Raw genomic sequence first — 23,323 nt, forward strand, 5'->3', positions numbered from 1 at the left:
TGGACATGACCAGCGGTGTCCCTGCGCGCCGTGGGTGGCGGGCCATCGCCATGCCGAGGGCCGCTCGCGCTGGGTACCATAAGCGCCTGTCTTGACCCTTCCCGAGCCTGCCATGCCCTTTACCACCCCTTTCGCCGACCGCCTCAACAACGTCGAGACGTCCGCCATCCGCGAGCTGTTCAAGCTGCTGGGCAAACCCGGCATCATCAGCTTTGCCGGCGGTTTTCCCGACAGTGCGCTGTTCGACGTTGAGGGCATCCGGGAAGCCGCCAACGCCGCGCTCACCGCCGAGCCGGGTGCTGCCCTCCAATACGGCGCCACCGAGGGCTACAACCCGTTGCGCGAGCAGATCGCCGGTTTCATGCAGGCCAAGGGTGCGACCGATGTTTCGCCCGAGCAGCTCATCGTCACCACCGGCAGCCAGCAGGCACTCGACCTGCTGGGCAAGACGCTGATCTCACCCGGCGACAAGGTGATCGTAGAAGGCCCGACGTTTCTCGCCACCATCCAGTGCTTTCGCTTGTACGGTGCGCAGCTGATCAGCGTTCCAGTCGACGGCGACGGCGTACAGCCCGACGCACTGGAGCAGCTCATCGCCGAGCACAAGCCGAAGTTCGTCTACCTCATCCCCACCTTCGGCAACCCCAGTGGGGCGCTGCTGAGTTTGGAGCGCCGCCGGCGCGTGCTGGAGATGGCAGTGAAGCACCACACGCTGATCGTGGAAGACGATCCCTATGGTGACCTGTACTTCGGCGCGCCACCGCCGCCCAGCCTGCTGGCGCTGAGTGCCCAGGTGCCGGGCAGCCGCGATCTGCTGGTGCACTGCGGCAGCCTGAGCAAGGTGCTCAGTCCTGGCCTGCGCGTGGGCTGGATGGCCGGTCCGGCCGAGTTGCTGGCCAAGGCCACCATGTGCAAGCAGTTCAGTGATGCCCACACCAGCACCTTTGCCCAAGCCACGGCAGCGCACTACCTCCAGGCCGGCCGCATGCCGGCCACGCTGGAGCGGGTGCGTGCGGTCTACGCCGAGCGCGCCGCGGCCATGGGTCAAGCCCTGAAGCGTGAGTTGGGGGACGCGATCGCTTTCGTACAGCCGCAGGGTGGCCTTTTCATCTGGGCGCGGCTGACCGGTGCTGGCGGGAAAGTGAGCGACGGTGGCGAGCTGGCCCGGCGCGCCATTGAAAACAACGTGGCCTTTGTGCCCGGTGCACCGTTTTATGCGGCCAATCCTGACCCGTGCACGCTGCGTCTGAGCTTTGCGACCGTGGGGCTGGAGAAGATCGAAGACGGCGTGAAGCGACTCGGCCAGGCAGTCTGAGTTTGCTCATCGACCTTGACGGGTCCGGCCTGGCACGCTGCCCATTTCGGCGCTGTCCAGCAAGGCTTTGGGGATCTGGCCCTTGAACAGCGGCATCAGCGAGGACAGACAGTCCCGCGCGTGAGGTTCGTCGAATTGTTCGCACAGGTGGGCATAGAGATCGACCCGCGCGTGCCACAGGCCCTGGGCATCGTGGATCTGATGCAGCCGGGTGTGCAGTTGGGGGTGGCGGGCATAACCGTCTTTACCGAGCAGGCGCAGCATGGCTCCGCGGATGGCGGCGACGGCTTGCGGGGAGGGGGGTGGTGGCTTGATGCCGAGCATCGCGCGGATGCTGTCGCCCAGGGTGTTGCGTACGGAAACCATGTGGGGTCGGGGTGTTGGAGGCCGCGGCCCGATGACGCGGCCCGCGATGGTTCACTATTCAAGCAGTTTTCGGCTACGCGCGCTCGGCTTCGTGTGCAACGATTTGTTACTCGGTGGTGCCCAGGCCCTCAATCGGTCGATTCGAACTGTGACGCGTTTTTGCCCTTGAACGGCGCGTAAAAGCGCTTGATCCTAAGCATGTCGGCCTCGATGTCGCCGGTGGGCAGAAACACCGGGCCCAGCCCGCTGCGTTTGGTGGCGTAGTCCATGTAGGCCATGACTATGGGCACCCGCGCGCTGTGGGCGATATAGTAAAAGCCGGTCTTCCAGTAACGCGTTTGGCTGCGCGTGCCTTCCGGCGGCACAATGAGCTGCAGCGAAAAATCGGCAGCCCGGATCGCATCGGCGGACGCGGCTACTAGGTTGTTGCTCTGGCTGCGGTCCACCGCAATGCCACCCAGCCAGCGCATGACGCCGCCAAACGGTGCTTTGAAGATGCTGGACTTGCCCATCCAGTAAGGCGTGAGACGCAGCACAAAGGCCACCATCAGGGTGTAGGGCAGATCCCAGTTGCTGGTGTGTGGTGCTGCGATCAGCACACTCTTTGGGGTGTTGGCAGGCAGGCTACCTTCCACTCGCCAGCCGGTGAGCCGGAGGAACACCACCGAAAAACCACGCAAGAGGGTGTTGACCACAGGCGTGGTGAAGATGGTGCGGTGCATGGCGGGGAGTATCGCCGACCGTGCGCGGGTGCCCGGCGGGGCAGCGCCTGTGCCCTTTGCGACTGCGCCCGGTCTGCGCGGGGCTACCATGGACGCCAACAACCTCAGGAGAAGCCGTTTGGCAGATGTTCTGGAAGTGCAGGGCTTGACCGTGCGCGTGGAAGGCAGCGGAGCGCCGGTGGTGATGCTTCACGGCTGGCCTGATTCGCCCACCCTGTGGGATACCAGCGTGGCGGCCCTACGGGACGGCTACCGCTGTGTGCGTTTTCCGCTGCCTGGTTTTGACCTGTCCAAGCCACCGCGGCCGGTGTCGGTGGATGAGATGTGTGAACTCATCGGAGCGGTGGTCGACGCGGTGAGCCCGCAGGAACCGGTCACGCTGCTGCTGCACGACTGGGGCTGCTTCTTCGGATACGAGTACGCGGCGCGCCACCCGAAGCGCGTGGTTCGCGTGGTCGCCGCCGACATCGGCGATACCAACTCGGGCGCCTACCTCAAGGCGCTCACCCTCAAGGAAAAGCTGCTGATCGCGGGCTACCAGCTCTGGCTAGCTGTGGCCTGGGTGCTTGGGCAACGCTGGCCCTCGCTGGGTGACCGCATGACCCGATCCATGGCGAGGGCCAACGGTTGCCCGACACCGCCCGAGCGCATGGGCTGGCAGATGAACTATCCCTACGCCATGCAGTGGTTCAAATCGTTCGGCGGGCTGGCTGGGGTGGCGCGGGTGAGCAAGGTCTTTGGGCCGCAGATACCCACGCTGTTCTTGTTCGGCAAACGCAAGCCGTTCATGTTCCATTCGGCGCACTGGCTGGCCAGCCTGGGCACCACGCCAGGCAGCGCAGCCTACGGTTTCGACGCAGGGCACTGGATGATGGTGCAGCGGCCGGCCGAGTTCACGCGCGTGGTGCGCACCTGGCTGGACCAGCGAACGCCAACGCCGTGAAGCCCGAGGACCTGGAACGGCTGGTGTCGACGGTTATGCCGTTTGGCAAGCATCAGGGCACATTCATCGCCGACCTGCCGGGCAACTATCTGAACTGGTTTGCACGCGAAGGTTTTCCGAAAAGCGAGATCGGCCACCTGCTGGCGCTGATGCAAGAGATCGACCACAACGGCCTGGGCGACCTGCTCACGCCGCTGCGCCCGCCGCGTTAGGGTTGCAGCGCCAAGTGCACCCGCGCCGCCGCGTAGGCATCGTTGGCGGCGTAGATCAGCTGGGCTTCGGTCAAGTTCGGATTGGCCCAGTTGGAGGTAGCTGCCTTCTTGGATTTGATGAAGCGCCGCTGGAACAGCACCGCCACCGCCGCCTTCACGCCCATGTCTTTGCGGTAGCCGCGCTCGCGGAACACGGCGTTGAGTTCGAGCACGGCGGCTGGCTCCACCTGCAGCTTGGACTGGATGCGTTTGGTGTCATCGCCCAGGCCGAAACCCGCCTTGGTGTGCTGGTCATGCGCCAGCAGATCGGCCACGATGGCGCGGCAGGCCAGGTCCTGCAACTGAAACACCCAGGCGCGCTCCAGGGTGGCCAGTTGCACGATGTGAGGTCCGTCAGACACCTGGTCCTTGAAAAAAGTGGGCTTGCTTTCGGTGTCGAAGCCCCAGTGGGCATGATCCAGTAGCGCCGCGCTGGCCTCCCTGGCTTGGGCAGCGGACACCACCAGAGTGATCTGACCCAGCCCGAGGCGGTCGAATTCAGGCAGCAAGGCGATCTGTTCTTTGCTGGGGGTGGGCAGGGTGGCTTGCATGAGCGTGGCGGCGGGCGATTGCCAAGAGGCAAGTGCTGCGAAGGGAATAATCGGTCCATTGTGCCTATGACCCGCTGCGGCCTTCCGGAGACTGCCCGATGACCTATTCCCTGAAGCTTTTTGTGCCCGAAGGCAGCGCGCCCGCGAAGCGCGAGGCTGCCGAGCGCCTGTTTCGCCAGTCGCTTGCCGCCAGCCTGGGTGATTCGACCCTGGTGGCGCCGGTGTACACCGCCTACCTCGTCATCGTGGGCCAGCACGGCGAGACGCCCGACCCCGAGGCGCTGACGGTGGAGGAGCGCACCGTGCTGGAGCACTGGCAGCAGGCCGAAGGCGCGGCATTGGCCGCGGTGTTCGGCCCGCACCGGAACCTGGACGAGGGCGGGTACGAGATCCGGCTCGATCCATAATCGAAGCTTGCGTTTCCGGTTTCCGTCCTCCCAGGGCGACAGCACCCTCCGAAGGACCCTATGCGAAAAACCTATCCCCTGCGCCCTGAAGGCAAAAATCCCGACCGCGTGCTGGAGGCCGTCAAGCACGAGATCCGCAAATACCTCAAGCGCGAGCGGCGCCGTGAGCTGCCCCAAGGGGCGCATTTCTGGGATTTTGATTGCCGTTTCGGCCCCAGCCAGGATCAGGCGCAAGTCGTGCACGTGGCTGCGCTGATTGGCGAACTGGACACGCTGGCCAAGACAGGCGCCGAGCAGGCTTACGTGGAGATTCTGGCCAGGGCTGCGGTGCGCCAGCCCCGGCCAGAGGGGAGTCCTGCACACAGCGAGGACGAAGGGCATCCGGCACAATCGAACGATGCCCTTCACGCCGATCAGCTTGCCCAGCCAGCCCCGGACGCCGACCCCGCTGCGTGAGGTCATGACCGAAGCGCCCGCGGAGGGCGAGTTCCAGCGTTTCGACGGCTCCCCGTTCGAGCTCTTTTTGCCCTACCCGCCAGCAGGAGATCAGCCCGCGGCCATCGAGCAGCTGGTCGAGGGCGTGAATGACGGTGAGGTGTTCCAGACGCTGCTGGGCGTGACCGGATCGGGCAAGACCTTCACCATGGCCAACGTGATCGCCCGCCTCGGGCGCCCGGCCATCGTGTTCGCGCCCAACAAAACGCTGGCCGCGCAGCTGTACAGCGAATTCCGCGAGTTTTTCCCCAAGAACGCGGTCGAGTACTTCGTCAGCTACTACGATTACTACCAGCCCGAGGCCTATGTGCCGCAGCGCGACCTGTTCATCGAGAAGGACAGCGCTATCAACGAGCACATCGAGCAGATGCGCCTGAGTTGTACCAAGAGCATCCTGGAGCGGCGCGACGTGGTCATCGTGGCCACCGTCTCGGCCATCTATGGCATTGGCAAGCCCGAGAGTTACCACCAGATGGTGATGACGCTGCGCGTGGGCGACAAGGTCGGCCAGCGCGACCTGATCGCGCAGCTGGTTCGCATGCAGTACGCGCGCAACGAACAGGATTTTTCTCGCGGCAAGTTCCGCGTGCGTGGCGACACGATCGACGTGTTTCCAGCGGAGCATTCCGAAATGGCGATCCGCATCGAGCTGTTTGACGACGAGGTGGAAACACTGCAGCTGTTCGATCCGCTCACCGGCAAGGTTCGCCAGAAGATCCCGCGTTTCACAGTCTACCCGAGCAGCCACTACGTGACGCCGCGCGAGCAGGTGCTGAGCGCGGTGGAGGCGATCAAGGAAGAGTTGCGCGAGCGCCTGCCCCAGCTGACGGGCATGGGCAAGCTGGTCGAAGCCCAGCGGCTGGAGCAGCGCACCCGCTTCGATCTGGAGATGCTCAGCGAGGTGGGTCACTGCAAGGGGATCGAGAATTACTCGCGCCACCTGTCTGGCAGCGCACCTGGCGAGCCCCCGTCTACCTTGACCGACTACCTGCCGAAAGACGCGGTGATGTTTCTGGACGAGAGCCACGTGCTCATGGGCCAGTTCGGCGGTATGTACAACGGCGATCGCGCGCGCAAGACCACGCTGGTGGAGTACGGATTTCGGCTGCCCAGTGCGCTGGACAACCGGCCGCTCAAGCTCGAGGAGTTTGAACAGCGCATGCGCCAGGTGGTGTTCGTCTCGGCGACGCCAGCCGATTACGAGAAAACGCACTCGAGCAAAGTGGTGGAGCAGGTGGTGCGCCCCACCGGTCTGGTCGACCCGGAGGTCGAGGTGCGTCCGGCCACCCATCAGGTGGACGACGTGCTGCAGGAAATCCGCATCCGGGTGGAGAAACACGAGCGCGTACTGATCACCACGCTGACCAAGCGGATGGCCGAGCAGCTTACCGACTACCTGACCGAGAACGGCGTCAAGGTGCGCTACCTGCACAGCGATGTGGACACGGTCGAGCGCGTGGAAATCCTGCGCGACTTGCGGCTGGGCGCGTTTGACGTGCTGGTGGGCATCAACCTGCTGCGCGAGGGGTTGGACATTCCGGAGGTCTCGCTGGTGGCCATTCTGGATGCCGACAAGGAAGGCTTTCTGCGCTCCGAGCGCAGCCTGATCCAGACCATCGGGCGCGCGGCGCGCAACCTGAATGGCCGCGCCATCCTGTACGCCGACCGCGTGACCGATTCGATGGCGCGCGCCATGGGCGAGACCGAGCGTCGGCGCACCAAGCAGGTGGCACACAACCTAGCCATGGGCATCGTGCCGCGCAGTATCAACAAGAAGGTGAAAGACCTGATTGATGGTGTCTACAGCGAAAAGGCTGGCAAGGAAGCCGACCGCCTCGCCGCCGAAAGCGCCTTGCGCGCCAGCACCGAGGACATGAGCGAGAAGGACCTGTCGCGCGAGATCAAGCGACTGGAGAAGCTCATGCTGGAACACGCACGCAATCTGGAGTTCGAGAAGGCCGCCAGCGTGCGCGACCAACTCAGCCACCTCAAGGCCCAGGTGTTCGGCGCTTCGGGCGAAGATCGCGTGGCCTGATTCCAGGGCCGGGCGCCCTGCGTGATTGACCCGGCGTGGCAACATTGGTGCGGACGCTCAGGGTGCGTTGCACTGGTTCCGCTTCCCGCAGGAGTCTTCGCCAAGGTGGCTGAGCACGCCCGGTCCTGCCACGGGCCAGTGCACCCCCCAGCACGAAGTCGGTCATGAGGGCGTGAGCATGATCGGCGGCTGGGCCGGGCTGGGCACTAGAACCAGACTCGTGTTCGTCCGGTTGCTGCATGGCCACCTCGCGCGTGCGCGTCCTAGAAAGTTGCGCCGCACTGCGGCTTGAGGCGACGCATTCCGGGGCCTGAGTGAGCCGGCCGTGGCCAAACGCGGCGACGGCGCCGCATGGTGGTTCTGAAGACGGTGTGCCCGCTGGGCACGGTGGGCGGCCGGGGCCTGGGTCGGGCTGACCGCCTATCGCTTGCGGTGGTTTTCTTCGTTTGTCCTAGACAAACACCGTTTTCGGCGCTATAATCTGTACTAAATCGCTTGGCCTTTCGGCTATACTCGACGAAAACAGTCGGGAAAGCCGGCCATCGAGAAATCGACCCGAAAAGCGGGCGGGGTGGGCGGAGCTAGAGGTTCTCGGGACATGCGTTCTGTGGAGCCATCCAACGACAGTCAAGCATCACAAGGAGCTTGAAAATGCGCCTCACGACCAAAGGCCGCTTCGCGGTCACAGCCATGATCGATCTGGCCTTGCGCCAGAACAACGGTCCCGTCACGCTTGCTGCCATCAGCCAGCGTCAACAAATTTCGCTGTCCTATCTGGAGCAGCTGTTCGGCAAGCTGCGCCGGCACGAACTCGTCGAATCGACTCGCGGGCCGGGCGGCGGGTACACGCTGGGCCGAAAGGCAGCCGACATCACCGTGGCCGACATCATTGTCTCGGTGGACGAGCCGATCGATGCCACCCAGTGCGGCGGCAAGGAAAACTGCCTGGGCGAAGGTCACCGCTGCATGACGCACGAACTCTGGGCCGCGCTCAACACCAAGATGGTGGATTTTCTCGACTCCGTGTCCCTCCAGTCGCTGGTGGACGACCAGCTGGCCAAGGGCTTGGTGGTGGAGAACGCGCCGGCCATCAAGCGAGCCATTTCCAGCCCCTCGGTGGTCAAGCCGATCCGGGTGAATGCACCCAATTCGGTGTTTGCGCTCGGCGCCGCGTTTTCGAAGTGAGGTCACTGGGTCTGGCAGCAGCGTCTGCCGCCCGGTCTCTCTTGATTCGATGCGTGGTTCATCGCCCGAAGGCTCTGATCACCCCTCTTACATGATTGCAAATCCATGAGCACGCCACATTTCCCGATTTACATGGACTACAGCGCCACCAATCCCTGCGACCCGCGGGTGGTGGACGCCATGATCCCCTGGTTGCGCGAGCATTTCGGCAACCCGGCCTCGCGCAGCCACGCCTGGGGCTGGGAAGCTGAGAAGGCGGTGGAGGCTGCTCGTGAGCACGTGGCCGCTCTGATCGGCGCCGACCCGCGCGAAATCGTCTGGACCAGCGGCGCCACCGAGTCCAACAACCTCGCCTTGAAGGGCGCTGCGCACTTTTACGCATCCAAGGGCAAGCACCTCATCACGGTCAAGACCGAGCACAAAGCCGTGCTGGACACCATGCGTGAGCTGGAGCGCCAGGGTTTTGAAGTCACCTACCTCGACGTGCAGGCCGACGGTCTGGTCAACCTCGACGCCTTCAAGGCCGCCATCCGGCCCGATACGATCCTGGCCTCGGTTATGTTCGTGAACAACGAGATCGGTGTGATTCAGGAAATCGCCGCGATTGGCGCCATCTGCCGCGAGAAGGGCGTGATCTTCCACGTCGACGCCGCACAGGCCACCGGCCGGGTCGACATCGACCTGCAAACCCTGCCGGTGGACCTCATGAGCCTGACTGGCCACAAGACCTACGGCCCCAAGGGCATTGGCGCCTTGTACGTGCGCCGCAAGCCGCGCGTGCGCATCGAAGCGCAGATGCACGGCGGCGGTCACGAGCGGGGCATGCGCTCGGGCACGTTGCCCACCCACCAGTGCGTGGGCATGGGCGAGGCGTACCGCATCGCCAAGGAAGAGATGCACGCCGAAAATGTGCGTATCCGCGCGCTGCACGACCGCATGGTCGCAGGGCTCAAAGACGTCGAAGAGGTGTTCATCAACGGCCACGAAACTCAGCGCGTGCCGCACAACCTCAACATGAGCTTCAACTACGTTGAGGGCGAGTCGCTCATTATGGGCATCAAGGGTCTGGCGGTTTCGTCGGGTTCGGCCTGCACCTCGGCCAGCCTGGAGCCCAGCTATGTGCTGCGCGCCCTGGGCCGCAGCGATGAACTGGCCCACAGCAGCCTGCGCATGACGATCGGGCGCTGGACCACGGAAGAAGAAATCGATTACGCAATCAATACCATCAAGGAGAACGTGGCCAAGCTGCGCGAACTCTCGCCGCTTTGGGAAATGTTCAAAGATGGCGTGGATCTCTCGACGATCCAATGGGCAGCTCACTGAAGGAGAAACACCATGGCTTATTCTGAAAAAGTCGTAGACCACTACGAAAACCCCCGCAACGTTGGCTCGTTTGACAAGGGCGATGAGTCCGTCGGCACCGGCATGGTGGGCGCGCCCGCCTGCGGCGACGTGATGAAGCTGCAGATCAAGGTCAACCCCCAGTCGGGCGTGATCGAAGACGCGCGCTTCAAGACCTACGGCTGCGGTTCGGCCATCGCGTCGAGCTCGCTGGTCACCGAGTGGGTCAAAGGCAAGACGCTGGATCAGGCTGCGGCGCTGAAAAACAGCCAGATCGCCGAAGAGCTTGCCTTGCCGCCGGTGAAAATCCACTGCTCCATCCTGGCCGAAGACGCCATCAAGGCCGCGGTGGATGACTACCGCAAGAAACACACTGGATAGGCTCCCCTCTGAGCCGCTTCGCGTCTTCCCCCAAGGGGGACCGCGCTGGCAGCCCGGCGAAGCCGGTTCTGCGGCGTGTTCTGGTATGAAGCCCTCCTTTCATTGCGCTAATTCCGACCAACATGTCCATCTCCATTTCTGAAGCCGCTGCCCGCCACGTCACCCGCTACATCACTAAGCGGGGCAAAGGCGTGGGTGTGCGGCTGGGTGTGAAGACCACGGGCTGTTCCGGGCTGGCTTACAAGTTGGAATACGCCGACGAGATCGCGCCCGAGGACGTGGTGTTCGAGGACAACGGGGTGAAGGTGCTGGTGGATCCCAAGAGCCTGGCCTACATCGATGGCACGCAGCTCGACTTCGTACGCGAGGGTCTGAACGAGGGATTTCGCTTCATCAACCCGAACGAGCGCGATCGCTGCGGTTGTGGCGAGAGTTTTCGCATTTGACGGTCCGCCGTTGTTGCGCAGGCCGCCAGCGCTCAACCGCCCTGGCGGTTTTTTGTTTTTGAGCCCGTCAGTTGTTCCATGCCCCTGAGCCTTCAATCCACCGACTTCGAGATCTTCGACCTGGCGCCTGCCTTCGCACTGGACCGCGCGGCGCTGGATGCGCGCTGGAAAGACTTGCAGCGCGAGGCCCATCCCGACCGGTTTGCCACCGCCGATGCAATCGCTCAGCGCCAGGCCATGCAGTGGTCAGTGCGCATCAATGAGGCCTATCAGCGCCTGAAGGATCCGCTCAAGCGGGCCGCCTATCTTTGTGAGCTGCATGGCGCGCCCATCCAGGCGGAGAACAACACCGCCATGCCCGCCACTTTCCTCATGCAGCAGATGCAGTGGCGCGAGGACCTCGACGAAGCGGCAGGTATGGCCGATCTCAGCAGCATGGCCGACGAAGTGGCTGCCGCCCGCCGGGACATGCTGGCCGAATTGCGGGTGACGGCGGACGAACGTCGCGACTACCCGGCGCTGGCGCAACAGGTCAGAGCCCTTATGTTCGTTGAGCGCTTTGCGCGCGATGTCGAGGAGCGCCTCGATCAGCTGGGACAATAGGCCCTCTTCGAGACACATACGATTCCATGGCGCTTCTGCAGATTTCCGAACCCGGTCAGTCCCTGGACCCCCACCAACGCCGCGTGGCGGTAGGCATTGACCTGGGCACCACCCACTCTCTGGTGGCCGCCGTGCGGCATGGCGTGGCCGAATGCCTGCCAGCCGCCGATGGGCGAGTGATCTTGCCCAGCGTGGTGCGTTACCTAGACCCAGCCCTGGGTGGCGCAGGTCGTCATATCGGCTATGAGGCGCTAGCCGCCCAGGTAGAGGACCCCGCCAACACGGTGAGCTCGGTCAAACGGCTGATGGGGCGCTCGGGCGTTCAGGTCGCCGACTTGGACAAGCTCGCCTACACCGTGGCAGACGACAACGGCATGGCGGTCATAGAGACCGTGGCCGGACGCAAGACCCCCATGGAGGTGAGTGCCGAGATTTTGGCCACGTTGCGTTTTCGCGCTGAAGACAGCTTTGATGACGAGCTCTATGGCGCAGTCATCACCGTGCCGGCCTATTTCGACGACGCCCAGCGCCAGGCCACCAAAGACGCGGCACAGCTCGCTGGCATCAACGTGCTGCGCCTGATCAACGAGCCCACCGCAGCGGCTATCGCTTACGGCCTGGACAACGGGTCCGAAGGCGTTTACGCGATTTACGACTTGGGCGGCGGTACTTTTGATATTTCGATCCTGCGCCTCACGAAGGGCGTGTTCGAGGTCATGGCCACCGGCGGCGACTCTGCCCTAGGCGGTGACGATTACGACCAGGCTCTGGTGGCCTGGGCGCTTCAGCGCCAAGGCATCATCGTTCGACTCACACCCGCCGAGCGAGCCGCGCTCAACCTGGAGGCGCGCCGCTGCAAGGAAGCCCTGTCGGGCGATGCGGCTGAAGTCAGATTCACCGTTGAGGTCGGCGGCGAGCGCTTGGACGGGCCTATCAGCGTGAACGATTTTGAAACCTGCACCGCCGCGCTGACGGCCCGCACCATGAACGCGGTGCGCAAGGTCTTGCGCGACGCGGGCGTGGACAAGGAAGAGGTGCAAGGCGTGGTCATGGTGGGCGGATCGACCCGCATGCCGGTGATCCGCCGCACCGTGGGCGCGTTCTTCGGCCGTGAGCCCCTGACCAACCTGAACCCGGATGAAGTGGTGGCTCTGGGTGCGGCTATCCAGGCCAACGCGCTGGCTGGCAACAGCCGCGACGGCGACGAGCTGCTGCTACTGGACGTGATCCCGCTCTCACTCGGGATCGAGACTATGGGTGGCCTGGTGGAACGCATCGTGCCGCGCAACAGCACCATCCCGACCGCACTCGCCCAGGATTTCACTACCTACCAGGATGGCCAGACCGCGCTCGCGCTGCACGTGGTGCAGGGCGAGCGCGACTTGGTGGCCGATTGCCGCAGCCTTGCGCGTTTCGAGCTGCGCGGCATCCCCCCCATGGTGGCAGGCGCCGCGCGCATCCGTGTGACATTCACGGTCGATGCCGACGGCCTGCTGTCTGTCAGCGCCAAAGAGCAGGGCAGCGGCGTGGAAGCACGGGTGGACGTGAAGCCGGCCTATGGTCTGTCTGACGATCAGATCGCCAGCATGCTGAAAGACAGCTTCGCGACCGCGCAGCAAGACATGGCGGCACGCGCCTTAGTGGAAGCCCGAGTGGATGCTGACCGCATGATTGCAGCCACCCGCAGTGCCATGAAAGCCGATGGCGCCCTGCTGTCCGCCGCAGAGTGCGCCGCCATTGAAGTGCTAATTGAGGCAGTGGCGGACACCTCACCAGGCGATGACGCTGCAGCCATCGAAGCTGCCACCGACGCGCTGGCCAAGGGCACCGAAGCTTTTGCCGCCTTGCGCATGAACGCGGGCATCCAACAAGCCCTCTCGGGCAAGAAGCTCGAAGAGGTGTGACCTCTTTTTCCGGTGTTGCTCCACGTTGCCGGCCTACCCAGACTGCCCCATGCCCATCATCAAAATTCTGCCCCATCCCGAGTACTGTCCTCATGGAAAAGAGGTCAGCGCACCTGCAGGCACTTCGATCTGCGAAGCGCTGCTAGACAACGATATCGCGATCGAACATGCCTGCGACATGGTCTGCGCGTGTACCACATGCCATGTGGTTGTGCGAGAAGGCTTCAATAGCCTCAATGAACTCGACGAAAACGAAGAAGATCTGCTGGACCGCGCCTGGGGCCTCGAGCCCAACTCGCGCCTGTCCTGTCAGGCCATCCTGGCCCAGGACAATGTGACCATCGAGATTCCTAAATACTCGATCAACCACGCCAAAGAGGTCCATTAATCCCCACGCTCCGCCGCTTCGCGGGTTACTACCCCGGAACCGGGAGACACCGGTTTCCTCGCCAGTGCCGGAGGCTGATCCGGCCTGGGGAGGCTTCGCCGGATCTTCAATCAGCCCAAGAATGGGAGTCCAGCACATGCGTCAAGTCTTTCTCGACACCGAAACCACCGGCCTCTCCGCCGAGAACGGTGACCGCATCATCGAGATCGGTTGTGTGGAACTGCTGCAGCGCAAGCTCACTGGCAACAATCTGCACTTCTACGTCAACCCGGAGCGCGAGAGCCACGAAGACGCGCTCAAGGTGCACGGCATCAGCAACGACTTTCTGCGCGACAAGCCCAAATTCGGCCAGATTGCACAAGAACTGATTGACTACCTGAAAGGCGCTGAAGTCATCATCCACAACGCTCCGTTTGACATCAGCTTCCTGGACAAGGAGCTGGAGCGACTGGGTCACGGGCCGATCCAGCCCCTGCTCAATGGAGTGACCGACAGCCTAGTCATGGCCAAGGAAATGTTCCCAGGCAAGCGCAACGGCCTCGATGCCCTGTGCGACCGGCTGGGCGTGGACAACTCGGGCCGCACCCTGCACGGCGCGCTTCTCGATGCTGAGCTGCTGGCCGATGTCTATATCAACATGACCCGCGGCCAGGACGCGCTGATCATGGAGCTGGGTGACGCCACCAGCGAAGATGGCGAGGTGCTCCAGATAGACCTGAGCCGTTTTGATCTGCCGGTGTTGGTCGCCAACGAGCAGGAAACGCAGGCTCACGAAACCGTGCTCGTTGAAATCGACAACGCCTGCAGGGGACGTACCGTCTGGCGCCAGCTTCAGCCAAGCTGAACCTCTGGCGGGACTGCTGGGACGGGCCAAAACAAGGTTATAATTTGAGGCTTCCGATCGATCGGACCAGATCAATCGGGCGGTTAGCTCAGTGGTAGAGCACTGCCTTCACACGGCAGGGGTCGCAGGTTCGAACCCTGCACCGCCCACCATCGCAAGCTGTTGATTTCATTGGGAAAATGAGATAAACACGCAGTTTGCACGTGGCCAGCAGGTGCTTTTTGACGCAAATTTGACGCACTTTTCGTGTGTCCAAGGAGCTCAGATGGCATCCATTCGCAAACGCGGCCCATTCCAGTACCAGGCGACGGTCCGTCGTCAAGGGTACGACCCCCAGACCAAAACCTTTGCTGACCGGCGCGATGCTGTGGCTTGGGCTGCAAGCATCGAGTGCGAGATGCATAGTGGCGCTTTCTCCTCAAGAGTTGTTGCCGATACCACCACGTTGCGTGCCCTGATTGATAGGTATCGTGAAGCGGTGACGCCTGGGCACAAGGGGGCCGAATCCGAGAACCTGAGGTTGCGCATGCTCGCACGCTGCTCGCTGGGGCAACGAATCGTCGCCACACTTCGGCCATCGGACTTCGCAAGTTACCGAGACGCTCGGTTGAAGATCCGGAAACCCGCCACTGTTGTTCGAGAGTTAGCCTTGTTCTCTGTTGTGTTGACGAAGGCCATCAGAGAGTGGGATGTCAACATCGTTCACCCTTTGACCAACGTCTCGCGTCCCAAAGTCCGGAACGAAAGGAAGCGGCTGCTCAGCCCTGCTGAAGAGTGCTCACTCCTTGCTGAACTGGCGCCTCGAACGCGCAATGAGCTCGGGCAGCTTGCCCCTGGCGGGACCCTGTGTCCTTGGGCCAGACCCATCGTTCAGATCGCTATTGAGACGGCGATGCGCCGCTCTGAAATTTTGTCCTTGGAGTGGCGCAATGTTCTCCTTGAGGAGCGCATCCTTGTCCTCCCGGACACGAAGAATGGGCATGAGCGAGAGGTCCCTCTGTCATCGACGGCCATCAAGCTTTTGTCGGAGCTTCCGAGATCGCCTGAGGAAGGACGAGTTTTCCCCGTGTCCGTTGCGGCGTTGAAAAAGGTCTATGAAAGGGCCGTGGAAAGGGCAGGCATCGCAGACCTGACGTTTCACGACCTGCGCCGTGTCGGCATTGCTCGATTGGCGAAACGGCTTGATCTGTTGGAGTTGGCCACCACCACGGGTCACAGGCAGGTGAATGTGCTCTACCAGCGCTACTACAGCACCAAGGCTTCGCAGATTGCTGAAAAACTGCGATAGCTGTGGTTCTGTTGATTTTGAAGGACGAAGTGCTGTTGAGTGGTTGGCGACAAGGTGCACCAAGACCAACGTCCATCAATCGAATCGCTGCCTCGCAACCAGCATTTCTTGCTCGGTACGCCGTCGCTGCTCGGCATCCAGTCGCTCGTGGTCGATAAGCACTGCCATCACTTCAGCCAAAGGCAGGGCGTCGAGAAAAGGCACGATGCTCGAAAAACCAGATCGCGTCGTCAATGCCGCCATGCCTTGTGTCGAAGATGCCAGGATCAGACTCTGAGCTGCCGCAGGATCTTCTCTCGAGCAGAAAGGACCCTTCGAGGTCCCTTTCTCTTTGGCGGCTTTGAGCCGGCTCATGGCGCCGCCGGCTGCTCCGCCGCCAGCCAGCACTGGTTGGTTCCTTCTGCTCGCGACACGTCGTCGATCATCCACTTGAGCTGTTCTTTGGTCGGGTAGTGCCGCAGCGTTGCCCGGGCCTGCTGCTTCAGATCCGCGGGCACATCGTCTCGGGCAAGCATCTCGCGCAGCAGTTCCCCCGCAAAGCGCAGCGCCCGCGCCCGTTCGTCCGGCATCGTCATGGTGCTTCCCCTAAATCTCGATCACAAGCCCAGGCTCAAACCGTTCGTTCTCCTGGTCGCCATCCCTCCGCGCATACCCCCTCGGATTGCAGACCACGCGCGTGCCGTTCACTCGGTAGTCAAACGAGTCGTGCATATGGCCATGCATCCACAGCGCGGCTTGTCCCATCAGGCGTGTCAGGTCTGATGCAAAGGCGCCGGTCATCAGGTCCTGCTCGTACCAACGGTGCACCGATAGCCGATGCGGCGCGTGGTGGGTAACCACCACCGTCTTCTCGGGGGTGCCATTTGCCAGCTCCGCGGTCAGCCAGTCGACACTCTCTTTGTGCAGCAAGGCCGTGTCCGCCGGGCGCAGCAGCCGCGTCTGCCGGTTCGCCGCGCTGCCAGGTCGGGCAACGGAGATTTTGATGCACCGGTAGTCGTTCAGGTACATCTCGGCCGCCTGCATGGTGACCAAGTGCTTTTGTTCGCCGAAGAACTTGAAGTCGGTCCACAGCGTCGTACCCAGAAACCTCACGCCTCCCAGCTCGATGGCATCCCTCTCCAGCAGGTGCACGCCCATGCGACTGGCTACGTCTCTGGCGTGTTTCGTCAGGAACTGGACATGCCCGTCGTAAAACTCATGGTTGCCGAGCACGTAGATGATCTCTTTGGTGATGAAGGTCTCCCGCGCCCAGCGAATGCCGGATGTGTCTTCGCCGATGTCACCCGCCAGCACCACCACATCCACACCGTCGTCGATTCGCCGCCCGTTGTGCACTGGCGAGAATCGCCCGAAGTCCAGGTGCAGATCCGATAAGAGCAAGATTCTCATCACCACTCCTCCATTCCCGCCGGCGGACCGGCAACAAACTCCCCCAACCCGTTCTTGATGCAGCAGAAGTTCACCGCTCTGGCATCAAACCCCAGCTGCTCGCGTTGCCTGGCGTACTGCTCGCCCAGGTCGTCGTGCGTATGCCCATGAAAACTGCGAACCACCCGCAGGTCCCGGGCCAGCTGGTCCAGCACTTCCCATCCATGCTGGTGGCACGACGGGGCCTCGTGCGTGACCAGGATGTCTGCGCGCTGCCTGGCCAGCGTGTCCACATCGTCGGGGTAGATGGCGCCGTGCAGCTTCGGGCTGGGCTTTTGCCCGTCTCTCCAGCCATACGGCCCGCGCTTCATGGCCTGTGTTCTGCTGGTGAAGGTCGGAGGCGAAGGCGGGGCCCAGACCCGGCCCATGAAGTTGCCGCCCAGGCCGGCCACGCGAATGCCATCCAGGTCCACCACCTGGCCGTGAAGGGCCACGGCGTCGCCAAAGTCGTGCAGGCAGGCCCAGTTCTCGTGGGTGTCCGCGTCATGGTTGCCGTGGATGAAGGCCACTCGCTGGTCCGGGAAGACATCGCGAAACGGAGTCAGGATCTCGCGCAGGCTGGGCCCCGTGATCTCCAGATCGCCCAGGAAGATCAGCCAGCTGGGGAGGGTGCCGACCCGCTCGGCCTGGTGCAGTGCCATGCCGATGTGGCGGAACTCGCCGTGGACGTCTCCCAGGAACCACAGACCGCGCAGGGCCTCGGCCTGCTCCCGGTCAAAGGCCTGCATGTCGCGCGGCCCGCTCACGACTCGTCCTCCTCGAACCAGACGGAGCCCCGCGTGCCCGCCTGGCGCGCCTCGTGGTGCTTGTCGCACAGCGCGAGCATGTAGCCCGCGCGCCGGTCAATCCTGCCGGGTCGGCCACAGGCTGCGCACACCGTTGCACTGGCGTCCTCGGCCGCGAACGCCAGCGACGACAGGCGCTGGGCCAGTTCGGGCTCGCGCTCGCGCACGCCCTCGGTCAGGCGGAAATACATGCGGGCCGAACCCAGCTTCTCCTTGAGCTGAATCCAGTGAAACCCGCGCTTGTCTTCGCCCAAGGCCTCATCGATCTCGGCGCACAGGCGCGAGAAGAGGTGGAACCAGCCGCGGGTGACGCCCATGTCGATCGGTTCGAATGCGAACTGGTACGGGTAGCGGGCCTTGAGCTCTCTGGGGTTGGTCATTGGGAAAGCCTCTTGAGTACGGAATGAAGGTGGGCCGCGTTGGCCGGCGTGAAGCCGGTGCGGTGGTGGGTCAGCAACAGATTTGGGCAGCCGGGGTTGAACAGCCAGGGCACGTCATCGATCGCTATCCAGGGGTGATCCTGTCGGTGCACGATGAGCCAGGTCAGGCACTCGATGTGGCGAACACCGGCCGGCCCCGGCCTGGCGCGCTCTTCTGGTGCCAACGGGGTACAGCCCACCACCCGGGGCGCGATGTCCTCGGCAAAGAACCCGCGCAACTCGCTCAAGGGGTGGTGCTCGCGCCAGGAGCTGCTGATGACGATCTCGGCGCGCGGGTGCTGGCGCAGCACGTCCTCGATCAGCGGCAGGCAGGTGAAGAGCTTGTCCCTGGTGCACACCTCGGGATGGGTCACCCCGTCGAAGTCGAGAAACACCACTGGGGCAAGGCCCTGACCTGGCCCAAGCTCTGGTGCGGGCGTCGTGTCGATGCTCATGGCCAAATCTCCCGTTCAGTGCAGAAAGCTGCCCGCGGCTGGCTCGCCGCCGTCGTCCTGCAGCACCTGGGCAGGCAGGTCCCGGCGCACCAGGTGCTTGCGCCCGTTGACCAGCGCCGTGGCGTAGGCGTGATCCAGGGCCTGGATCTGCTCGCGCGGGGTGAGATGGGCCAGCAGCGTGACCAGGCGCCGGGGCGGCTCCTCAAAGCCGCCGTAGCGAAGGTGCACCGCTGCCGCAACCGACTGCGCCAGGTCGATGGCCTGCTCCGCCGTGGGCTGTTCGATGTGGAACACCTGGAAGCGCGACTGGATGGGCGCAGGCACAAACCGCAGATCGTTGGCCGTGGCCACGAAGAAGACGTGGCTGGCATCGAACTCGATACCGGCCGAGATGTCCGTGACAGTCCCTGCCGTCGCCGGCTCTAGCAAACTGTGCAGCGGTGCCAGCGGGCTGCCGTCGCGGCTGTGCTCGGTCGCTTTGTCCAGCTCATCGAGCAGGATCACGGGGTCGGCCCGATCGGCAAGGCACACCGCGTCGAAGATCAGGCCGTGGCGGGTGTTTGACCAGTGGCGGTCTGAACCCATGAGGGCTGATGCGGTGTGCGAGGCATCAAAGCTGTGCCGGCGCACCGGGCGCTCCATCACCCGGGCCAGCTCCAGCGTGAAGTGGGTCTTGCCCACGCCAGGGGGGCCGGCCAGCAGCACCGGCGGGATGCGCATGGGCTCATCACGCTCTTGTGCCAGGCGCACCCGCGCCTCGATGAGGCCGACCACCTGGACAAAGTGCGGCTGCGAGGCGCGCAGGCAGCGCAGCCCGTCTAGCACGGTGTCCAGCCGCTGCCGGGTGCAGACCCCCCGATAGGCGCCCAGCTTGTACAGCCGGTCGAACAAGGCCTGGTCGCGTTCAGCTGCGTACGGGTCCGCTGCCATCTTGCGCTCTTCGATCAGCTTGAGCGGCGCGTCCCAGGCATAGACCTGGACCTGGTGGCGCGCTGCTCCTTTGCTCACTTGCACCAGCTCGCTTTTCAGCTCGTACTCGAGCTGCATGGATACGCGGGCCTCGCCCGGGTCCATGGTCGCTTTGTCGCGGCGCTTGAACGGTGGCGGTTCGGGGGCCTTTCTCAGTGCCCTGGCGGCGGCCTCGGCGTCCAGACGCCGGGCGCGCTCCTCGGCCGACCGGGCTTCTTCCTCGCGGGCAGCCTTGGCGCGCTGGCGCACGAGGTCGTCGACTTCTTCAGTCGCCGGCAGCAGCAGCTGCACCCGGCGAGGTGTATCGCCGTCGATGTAGTCGAACGATCGCGCTGCGAAGTCGGGAAACTTCGCATCGGGTGTCGGCTGACGCCGGCAGGGGGACTTGCTCATGTGGGCTCCTGAACGGAGCCCGGGCGGTGCTGTGTGTTCTGCCCTGGCTCCTTGTTGATTCACTGGTGGGTGACAAGGTGGGCTGAACGCAAGACGCCTACTGGCGCAGTCGCAGGTGCCCACTCCACCGGGTGCTTATGCGCTCGGTGGTGCTGGCGTTCATCAGGGTGAAAAGCTGCAACATGCTTGAAATGATGCGGGACAAACCGATAGTAGACAAGTAGGCAGGCGCAAATGCAGTTGCTATGGCAATCAGGGTCGGTTGGCTTCGTTGCGCGAATCTACGCAGAAAGGCCTCACAGCGATCAACGCGGGGCCGTACAGAGAGGCCAGTTTGAAAAACGATGCAACTTGAAGGGGTGGTTTGCAACATAAATTGCAACATAGAAGATCCACGCAGGCAAGGCGAGGCGCTGCCTGATCTTCTCGCTATTTTGAGGCCTGCTTCTAAGGTGCCCAGATTGACGTCTGGTGTGATGTCAGCTGGCTCGTTCGGCCAGAGGTGGACCAAGATGCCTTGTCCGCGAACAGCTGCTATGCGATTGCTGAAGGTGGGTGCTGCTAGGCGTGCTCACGCCGACTGCTGACCTCACCCTGCCACGCGCTCAGCTCCTCCACTGATTCGTAGCGATGCGCCGTTTCCAGCGACACATCCGCTCGCGCGCGAGCCAAGTCTTCTGTGCGTGGTCCGTTGGGAATTAGAAGCTGCGTTGCACAGCCGGTTGTCTCGTAAAAGAATGATGGCAGAGGTTTGGAATTCAGCCAAACGTGGTTGTGGAGGTTACCCAACGGGATATCGGCTTCGCTGCGCATTTTGCTACTTCGAGGAGTCGTGCTACTTTGAATTGCACACATCCCTTGAGGCGCTCGATGCCCCGGGATGGGTTGCTCGGGAGCCTGATTGCGACGCTACCTGACGTGACAAGGGCGCTTGTCGAGGCTCTTGCAACTGTCTTTTTTGATAGCTGTCTCCGCTACTGGTCGGGACTATCCTGCGCCCTCGAAACCCCTTGAAGGCGCGCTTTCGTCTTATTTCCTCCAGTTCAAACCACGGTACTCGGAACCACCATGAGCCTGAATCGATTGATCGCAGCTTCTCTTGTTTCAGCTTTGGCCGCTTGCGGCGGTGGCGGCGGCGACGAACCTCCCGCCCAGGGCAGCTCGCCCATGGCAGGATCCGCCGCCTCCACACTGGTGGCCTCGGTTCCTGCACCGTCCTACTCCGCCAACAGCGAAGAGCTGGCGGCCTTCCGGACGGTCAATGCAGAGCGCCAGGCCTGCGGCTTTGGCCAGCTGGCGCAGCGCTCAACCCTGGATACGGCCGCTCAAGGTCACGCCGACTGGAATCTGATCAACGGCTTCTTCGGTCACTTCCAGACTACCGGCACGCAGGGCTTCACCGGTGTAGCCGATAGAGACCGCCTGTTGGCCGCTGGCTATTCGCCGCTGGCGACCGACTTCTCCGTCTCCGATCTCAACGTGGTGATCGACGGCGGCACCTCGACAACGGGCATGGGCGCTGACTCCATCCGCGCCTTGCTGAACGCTCCGTACCACTCAATTTTCCTGCTCGACGGCTACAAGGACATCGGCCTGTCCGTTCGCAGTACCAATGATGTGACCCGCCTGGGTTCTGCCCCCACCGGCCGCACCCTGCAGGTGAACCTGGCGTACAAGTTCGCAGACCAGGCGCAGTTGATCGCTTCGAATGACGTGATGACCTACCCCTGCCAGGGCAGTACCGGAGTGGTCCCCGCGCTTCGCGGTGAAAGCCCCAATCCTGTGCCGGGCCGAGATCTGGGCGCCAACCCTCTGGGCAGCACCATCACTTTGCTGGCTCGCCAAGGCCAGCAGCTTGTCATCACTAGCGCGTCCCTGACCCGTGTCGACGACAACACCACGGTGAGCCTCCGTATGCCCGTGACCTCGGCCAATGACCCGAACGCAGGCTTCCTACGCTCGCACCATGCGTATGTGAGTGCGGATGCACCCATGGCAAGCAACACCACATACCGTGCCGTGATGAGCGGCACCAACAACGGCGTGGCCTTCTCAAAGGACTTCACGTTCACCACCGGCCTGGATAGCGGGATTTGATCAACCGGAGCGCAAATTGGCTTTGGCCTGGATTGAAGTTACCGGAGCACGCGCAAAGGTTGGTGCATCAGTGCATCCCCCGGCCGACAGTTTGGTCTCTTGGACCGTACCCTGCCGAGTAGCGAAGCTGACCCTATCCATGCGCCCTACCTGTCAGGATTGACAGGGTGGGCCCTTGAGCGTCAGGGCGTCAAAGTTGAATCTCACGATCTAGCAGCCCCTACGAATATGAAATGAATGCTGACGAAGAAGACGGCACACGAAATGCAAAGTCAACCGTTGCCCTGATGGCTGAGTTGTCCGAGGTTACAAACGACAAAGGGCTCCAATTCCGTCTTGATGCGGTCACCAAGCGACTCGGATTCGAGCGATTTCTCGTTGGAATCGAATGGAAGGGGCCGGGTGGGGGTCGGCAGTTTCACATCAGTAGCGGTTATTCCCCGCAGTGGCAATCGCGCTACACACAACAGCAATACCTGGAGCGGGACCCCACAGTCGTACACTGCCAAACCAGCATGCAACCCATGGTCTGGAGGAATGAAAATTTCCTTTCGGCGCAGGCCATGGACATTCTCGAGGACGCGCGCGCGCACCGCATGGGTCACGGCGTCAGTGTCGGGGTGCATGGCAAGAATGGGGTCAAGAGCATGCTCAGCCTTGCCCGCGATCAAGACATTGAGCGCAACCATCTGGAACGCGCGGAACTCATTGCATCCGCACAGGTGCTATCGGCCTGTGCCCATCTTGCGCTGCTCCGGATCGTTGGGATGGAAAGCCCCGTGTCTGGTACTGGCCGAATCACGCGCCAAGAGCGAGAGGTGATCCGGTGGGTGGCTGCCGGCAAGACCGGATGGGAGATTGGCCGAATCATGAGTATCTCAGAGCCCACTGTGGCTTTTCACGTCAAGAATGCAATGCAGAAGCTGGAGGTGAAGAACCGACCGCAAATGGTGGCGGTCGCGTTCCGGGCGGGGCTGATTGATTGATTTGACGAGCTTGACCGGCAGTTCTGGCGCGTGACGGATGCATTTGGATCCGGTCACCCAAGGGGAGACTGAGCTCCTGACGCCTGGGCCAGTCAAACTTTTGAGTTCTAAAAGGTGCGGAACGCATATGCCTATTCTGGCCAAGTGAGCCACTCAGCCCGGGGCGAAAAGGCCAGAAGTTCCGACCCAACGCTGCCACTCGATGCAGTCATAAACTATCGAAGTGCGAGCACCCGCTCTGCAGCGTGAGGACTAAACCGCTCGCGCGGTAGACGCTCCGGCTACGTTGTTGGCGTTTCGTTGCGCCCGTGATTCTGCGATGTTGG

The 23,323-nt window shown here is 62.9% G+C and carries 27 protein-coding genes and 1 tRNA gene; 18 read left to right on the forward strand and 10 right to left on the reverse strand.

Annotated elements, in window-relative coordinates:
* Nucleotides 1-112 precede the first annotated feature (112 nt).
* Nucleotides 113-1,315, forward strand: coding sequence for a PLP-dependent aminotransferase family protein (locus tag GPT34_RS14245; RefSeq protein ID WP_291013723.1), 1,203 nt, complete (start codon nt 113-115; stop codon nt 1,313-1,315).
* Between the two features lie 6 nt (nt 1,316-1,321).
* On the opposite strand, the gene GPT34_RS14250 is transcribed toward GPT34_RS14245, so the two are convergent.
* Both GPT34_RS14250 and GPT34_RS14255 read right to left on the reverse strand, forming a co-directional pair.
* Nucleotides 1,322-1,681: a hypothetical protein gene (locus tag GPT34_RS14250; protein WP_291013725.1), complete on the reverse strand. Its 360-nt coding sequence runs from the start codon at nt 1,679-1,681 to the stop codon at nt 1,322-1,324.
* Between the two features lie 128 nt (nt 1,682-1,809).
* Nucleotides 1,810-2,403, reverse strand: a complete 594-nt coding sequence (locus GPT34_RS14255; RefSeq protein WP_291013728.1) for a lysophospholipid acyltransferase family protein — start codon at nt 2,401-2,403, stop codon at nt 1,810-1,812.
* A gap of 118 nt (nt 2,404-2,521) precedes the next feature.
* Between GPT34_RS14255 and GPT34_RS14260 the strand changes: the two genes are divergently transcribed.
* Nucleotides 2,522-3,346 carry an alpha/beta hydrolase gene (locus GPT34_RS14260; RefSeq protein WP_291013730.1) on the forward strand — a complete coding sequence of 275 codons (825 nt, stop codon included), beginning with the start codon at nt 2,522-2,524 and terminating at the stop codon, nt 3,344-3,346.
* The gene (locus tag GPT34_RS14265) at nt 3,343-3,558 is read left to right on the forward strand and encodes a DUF3820 family protein (RefSeq protein ID WP_291013733.1); all 216 of its coding nucleotides are present in this window, start codon (nt 3,343-3,345) and stop codon (nt 3,556-3,558) included. The genes GPT34_RS14260 and GPT34_RS14265 overlap by 4 nt, the downstream gene beginning before the upstream one ends.
* Here GPT34_RS14265 and GPT34_RS14270 read toward each other — a convergent pair.
* Complete coding sequence (locus GPT34_RS14270) at nt 3,555-4,148, reverse strand: 3'-5' exonuclease domain-containing protein 2 (RefSeq protein ID WP_291013735.1); 594 nt, start codon at nt 4,146-4,148, stop codon at nt 3,555-3,557. The two genes, GPT34_RS14265 and GPT34_RS14270, sit on opposite strands and share 4 nt — an antisense overlap.
* 98 nt (nt 4,149-4,246) lie before the next feature.
* Between GPT34_RS14270 and GPT34_RS14275 the strand changes: the two genes are divergently transcribed.
* The 13 genes from GPT34_RS14275 to GPT34_RS14335 all read left to right on the forward strand — a co-directional run bounded on the left by GPT34_RS14275 (nt 4,247) and on the right by GPT34_RS14335 (nt 15,465).
* Nucleotides 4,247-4,555, forward strand: a complete 309-nt coding sequence (locus GPT34_RS14275; protein ID WP_291013739.1) for a hypothetical protein — start codon at nt 4,247-4,249, stop codon at nt 4,553-4,555.
* Between the two features lie 60 nt (nt 4,556-4,615).
* Entirely contained in the window at nt 4,616-5,011 is a 396-nt protein-coding gene (locus GPT34_RS14280; protein ID WP_291013741.1) for a DUF6172 family protein, read from the forward strand.
* Between the two features lie 4 nt (nt 5,012-5,015).
* On the forward strand, nt 5,016-7,085 hold the full coding sequence (uvrB, locus tag GPT34_RS14285) for an excinuclease ABC subunit UvrB (protein WP_291013744.1): 2,070 nt from the start codon (nt 5,016-5,018) through the stop codon (nt 7,083-7,085).
* A gap of 651 nt (nt 7,086-7,736) precedes the next feature.
* Nucleotides 7,737-8,270: a Fe-S cluster assembly transcriptional regulator IscR gene (gene iscR, locus GPT34_RS14290; RefSeq protein WP_291013747.1), complete on the forward strand. Its 534-nt coding sequence runs from the start codon at nt 7,737-7,739 to the stop codon at nt 8,268-8,270.
* A gap of 105 nt (nt 8,271-8,375) precedes the next feature.
* Nucleotides 8,376-9,593: an IscS subfamily cysteine desulfurase gene (locus GPT34_RS14295; RefSeq protein WP_291013750.1), complete on the forward strand. Its 1,218-nt coding sequence runs from the start codon at nt 8,376-8,378 to the stop codon at nt 9,591-9,593.
* Between the two features lie 12 nt (nt 9,594-9,605).
* A complete protein-coding gene (gene iscU, locus GPT34_RS14300; protein ID WP_291013753.1) occupies nt 9,606-9,992 on the forward strand; it encodes a Fe-S cluster assembly scaffold IscU in 387 nt (128 codons plus the stop codon).
* 122 nt (nt 9,993-10,114) lie between these two features.
* Nucleotides 10,115-10,438 carry an iron-sulfur cluster assembly protein IscA gene (gene iscA / locus GPT34_RS14305; RefSeq protein WP_291013756.1) on the forward strand — a complete coding sequence of 108 codons (324 nt, stop codon included), beginning with the start codon at nt 10,115-10,117 and terminating at the stop codon, nt 10,436-10,438.
* Nucleotides 10,439-10,522: 84 nt separating this feature from the next.
* Complete coding sequence (gene hscB / locus GPT34_RS14310; protein ID WP_291013797.1) at nt 10,523-11,041, forward strand: Fe-S protein assembly co-chaperone HscB; 519 nt, start codon at nt 10,523-10,525, stop codon at nt 11,039-11,041.
* Nucleotides 11,042-11,067: 26 nt separating this feature from the next.
* On the forward strand, nt 11,068-12,945 hold the full coding sequence (gene hscA, locus GPT34_RS14315; protein ID WP_291013759.1) for a Fe-S protein assembly chaperone HscA: 1,878 nt from the start codon (nt 11,068-11,070) through the stop codon (nt 12,943-12,945).
* Nucleotides 12,946-12,994: 49 nt separating this feature from the next.
* Complete coding sequence (gene fdx / locus GPT34_RS14320; RefSeq protein ID WP_291013762.1) at nt 12,995-13,333, forward strand: ISC system 2Fe-2S type ferredoxin; 339 nt, start codon at nt 12,995-12,997, stop codon at nt 13,331-13,333.
* A 136-nt stretch (nt 13,334-13,469) separates the two neighbouring features.
* Entirely contained in the window at nt 13,470-14,177 is a 708-nt protein-coding gene (gene dnaQ / locus GPT34_RS14325) for a DNA polymerase III subunit epsilon (protein ID WP_291013765.1), read from the forward strand.
* Nucleotides 14,178-14,254: 77 nt separating this feature from the next.
* Nucleotides 14,255-14,329: transfer RNA gene (locus tag GPT34_RS14330), tRNA-Val, on the forward strand.
* 113 nt (nt 14,330-14,442) lie between these two features.
* On the forward strand, nt 14,443-15,465 hold the full coding sequence (locus tag GPT34_RS14335) for a site-specific integrase (protein WP_291013767.1): 1,023 nt from the start codon (nt 14,443-14,445) through the stop codon (nt 15,463-15,465).
* Between the two features lie 75 nt (nt 15,466-15,540).
* Here GPT34_RS14335 and GPT34_RS14340 read toward each other — a convergent pair whose 3' ends face one another.
* The 7 genes from GPT34_RS14340 to GPT34_RS14370 are packed head-to-tail and all read right to left on the reverse strand — an operon-like array spanning nt 15,541 to nt 19,914.
* A complete protein-coding gene (locus GPT34_RS14340; RefSeq protein ID WP_291013770.1) occupies nt 15,541-15,819 on the reverse strand; it encodes a hypothetical protein in 279 nt (92 codons plus the stop codon).
* Nucleotides 15,816-16,040, reverse strand: a complete 225-nt coding sequence (locus GPT34_RS14345; RefSeq protein WP_291013772.1) for a BPSL0761 family protein — start codon at nt 16,038-16,040, stop codon at nt 15,816-15,818. Before GPT34_RS14345 ends, GPT34_RS14340 begins: the two co-directional genes overlap by 4 nt.
* A gap of 10 nt (nt 16,041-16,050) precedes the next feature.
* On the reverse strand, nt 16,051-16,854 hold the full coding sequence (locus tag GPT34_RS14350; RefSeq protein WP_291013774.1) for a metallophosphoesterase: 804 nt from the start codon (nt 16,852-16,854) through the stop codon (nt 16,051-16,053).
* Nucleotides 16,854-17,639: a metallophosphoesterase gene (locus GPT34_RS14355; RefSeq protein ID WP_291013776.1), complete on the reverse strand. Its 786-nt coding sequence runs from the start codon at nt 17,637-17,639 to the stop codon at nt 16,854-16,856. The genes GPT34_RS14350 and GPT34_RS14355 overlap by 1 nt, the downstream gene beginning before the upstream one ends.
* On the reverse strand, nt 17,636-18,058 hold the full coding sequence (locus tag GPT34_RS14360; protein WP_291013778.1) for a hypothetical protein: 423 nt from the start codon (nt 18,056-18,058) through the stop codon (nt 17,636-17,638). Before GPT34_RS14360 ends, GPT34_RS14355 begins: the two co-directional genes overlap by 4 nt.
* Complete coding sequence (locus GPT34_RS14365; protein WP_291013780.1) at nt 18,055-18,552, reverse strand: HAD domain-containing protein; 498 nt, start codon at nt 18,550-18,552, stop codon at nt 18,055-18,057. Before GPT34_RS14365 ends, GPT34_RS14360 begins: the two co-directional genes overlap by 4 nt.
* A gap of 15 nt (nt 18,553-18,567) precedes the next feature.
* Nucleotides 18,568-19,914, reverse strand: coding sequence for an AAA family ATPase (locus GPT34_RS14370; RefSeq protein ID WP_291013783.1), 1,347 nt, complete (start codon nt 19,912-19,914; stop codon nt 18,568-18,570).
* 1,068 nt (nt 19,915-20,982) lie between these two features.
* Between GPT34_RS14370 and GPT34_RS14375 the strand changes: the two genes are divergently transcribed.
* A complete protein-coding gene (locus GPT34_RS14375) occupies nt 20,983-22,011 on the forward strand; it encodes a CAP domain-containing protein (protein ID WP_291013786.1) in 1,029 nt (342 codons plus the stop codon).
* A 233-nt stretch (nt 22,012-22,244) separates the two neighbouring features.
* Complete coding sequence (locus GPT34_RS14380; protein ID WP_291013788.1) at nt 22,245-22,997, forward strand: LuxR family transcriptional regulator; 753 nt, start codon at nt 22,245-22,247, stop codon at nt 22,995-22,997.
* Nucleotides 22,998-23,323 lie beyond the last annotated feature (326 nt).

Origin of the sequence: Hydrogenophaga sp., assembly GCF_011390835.1 — a bacterium.
Taxonomy (GTDB): Bacteria; Pseudomonadota; Gammaproteobacteria; order Burkholderiales; family Burkholderiaceae_C; genus Hydrogenophaga.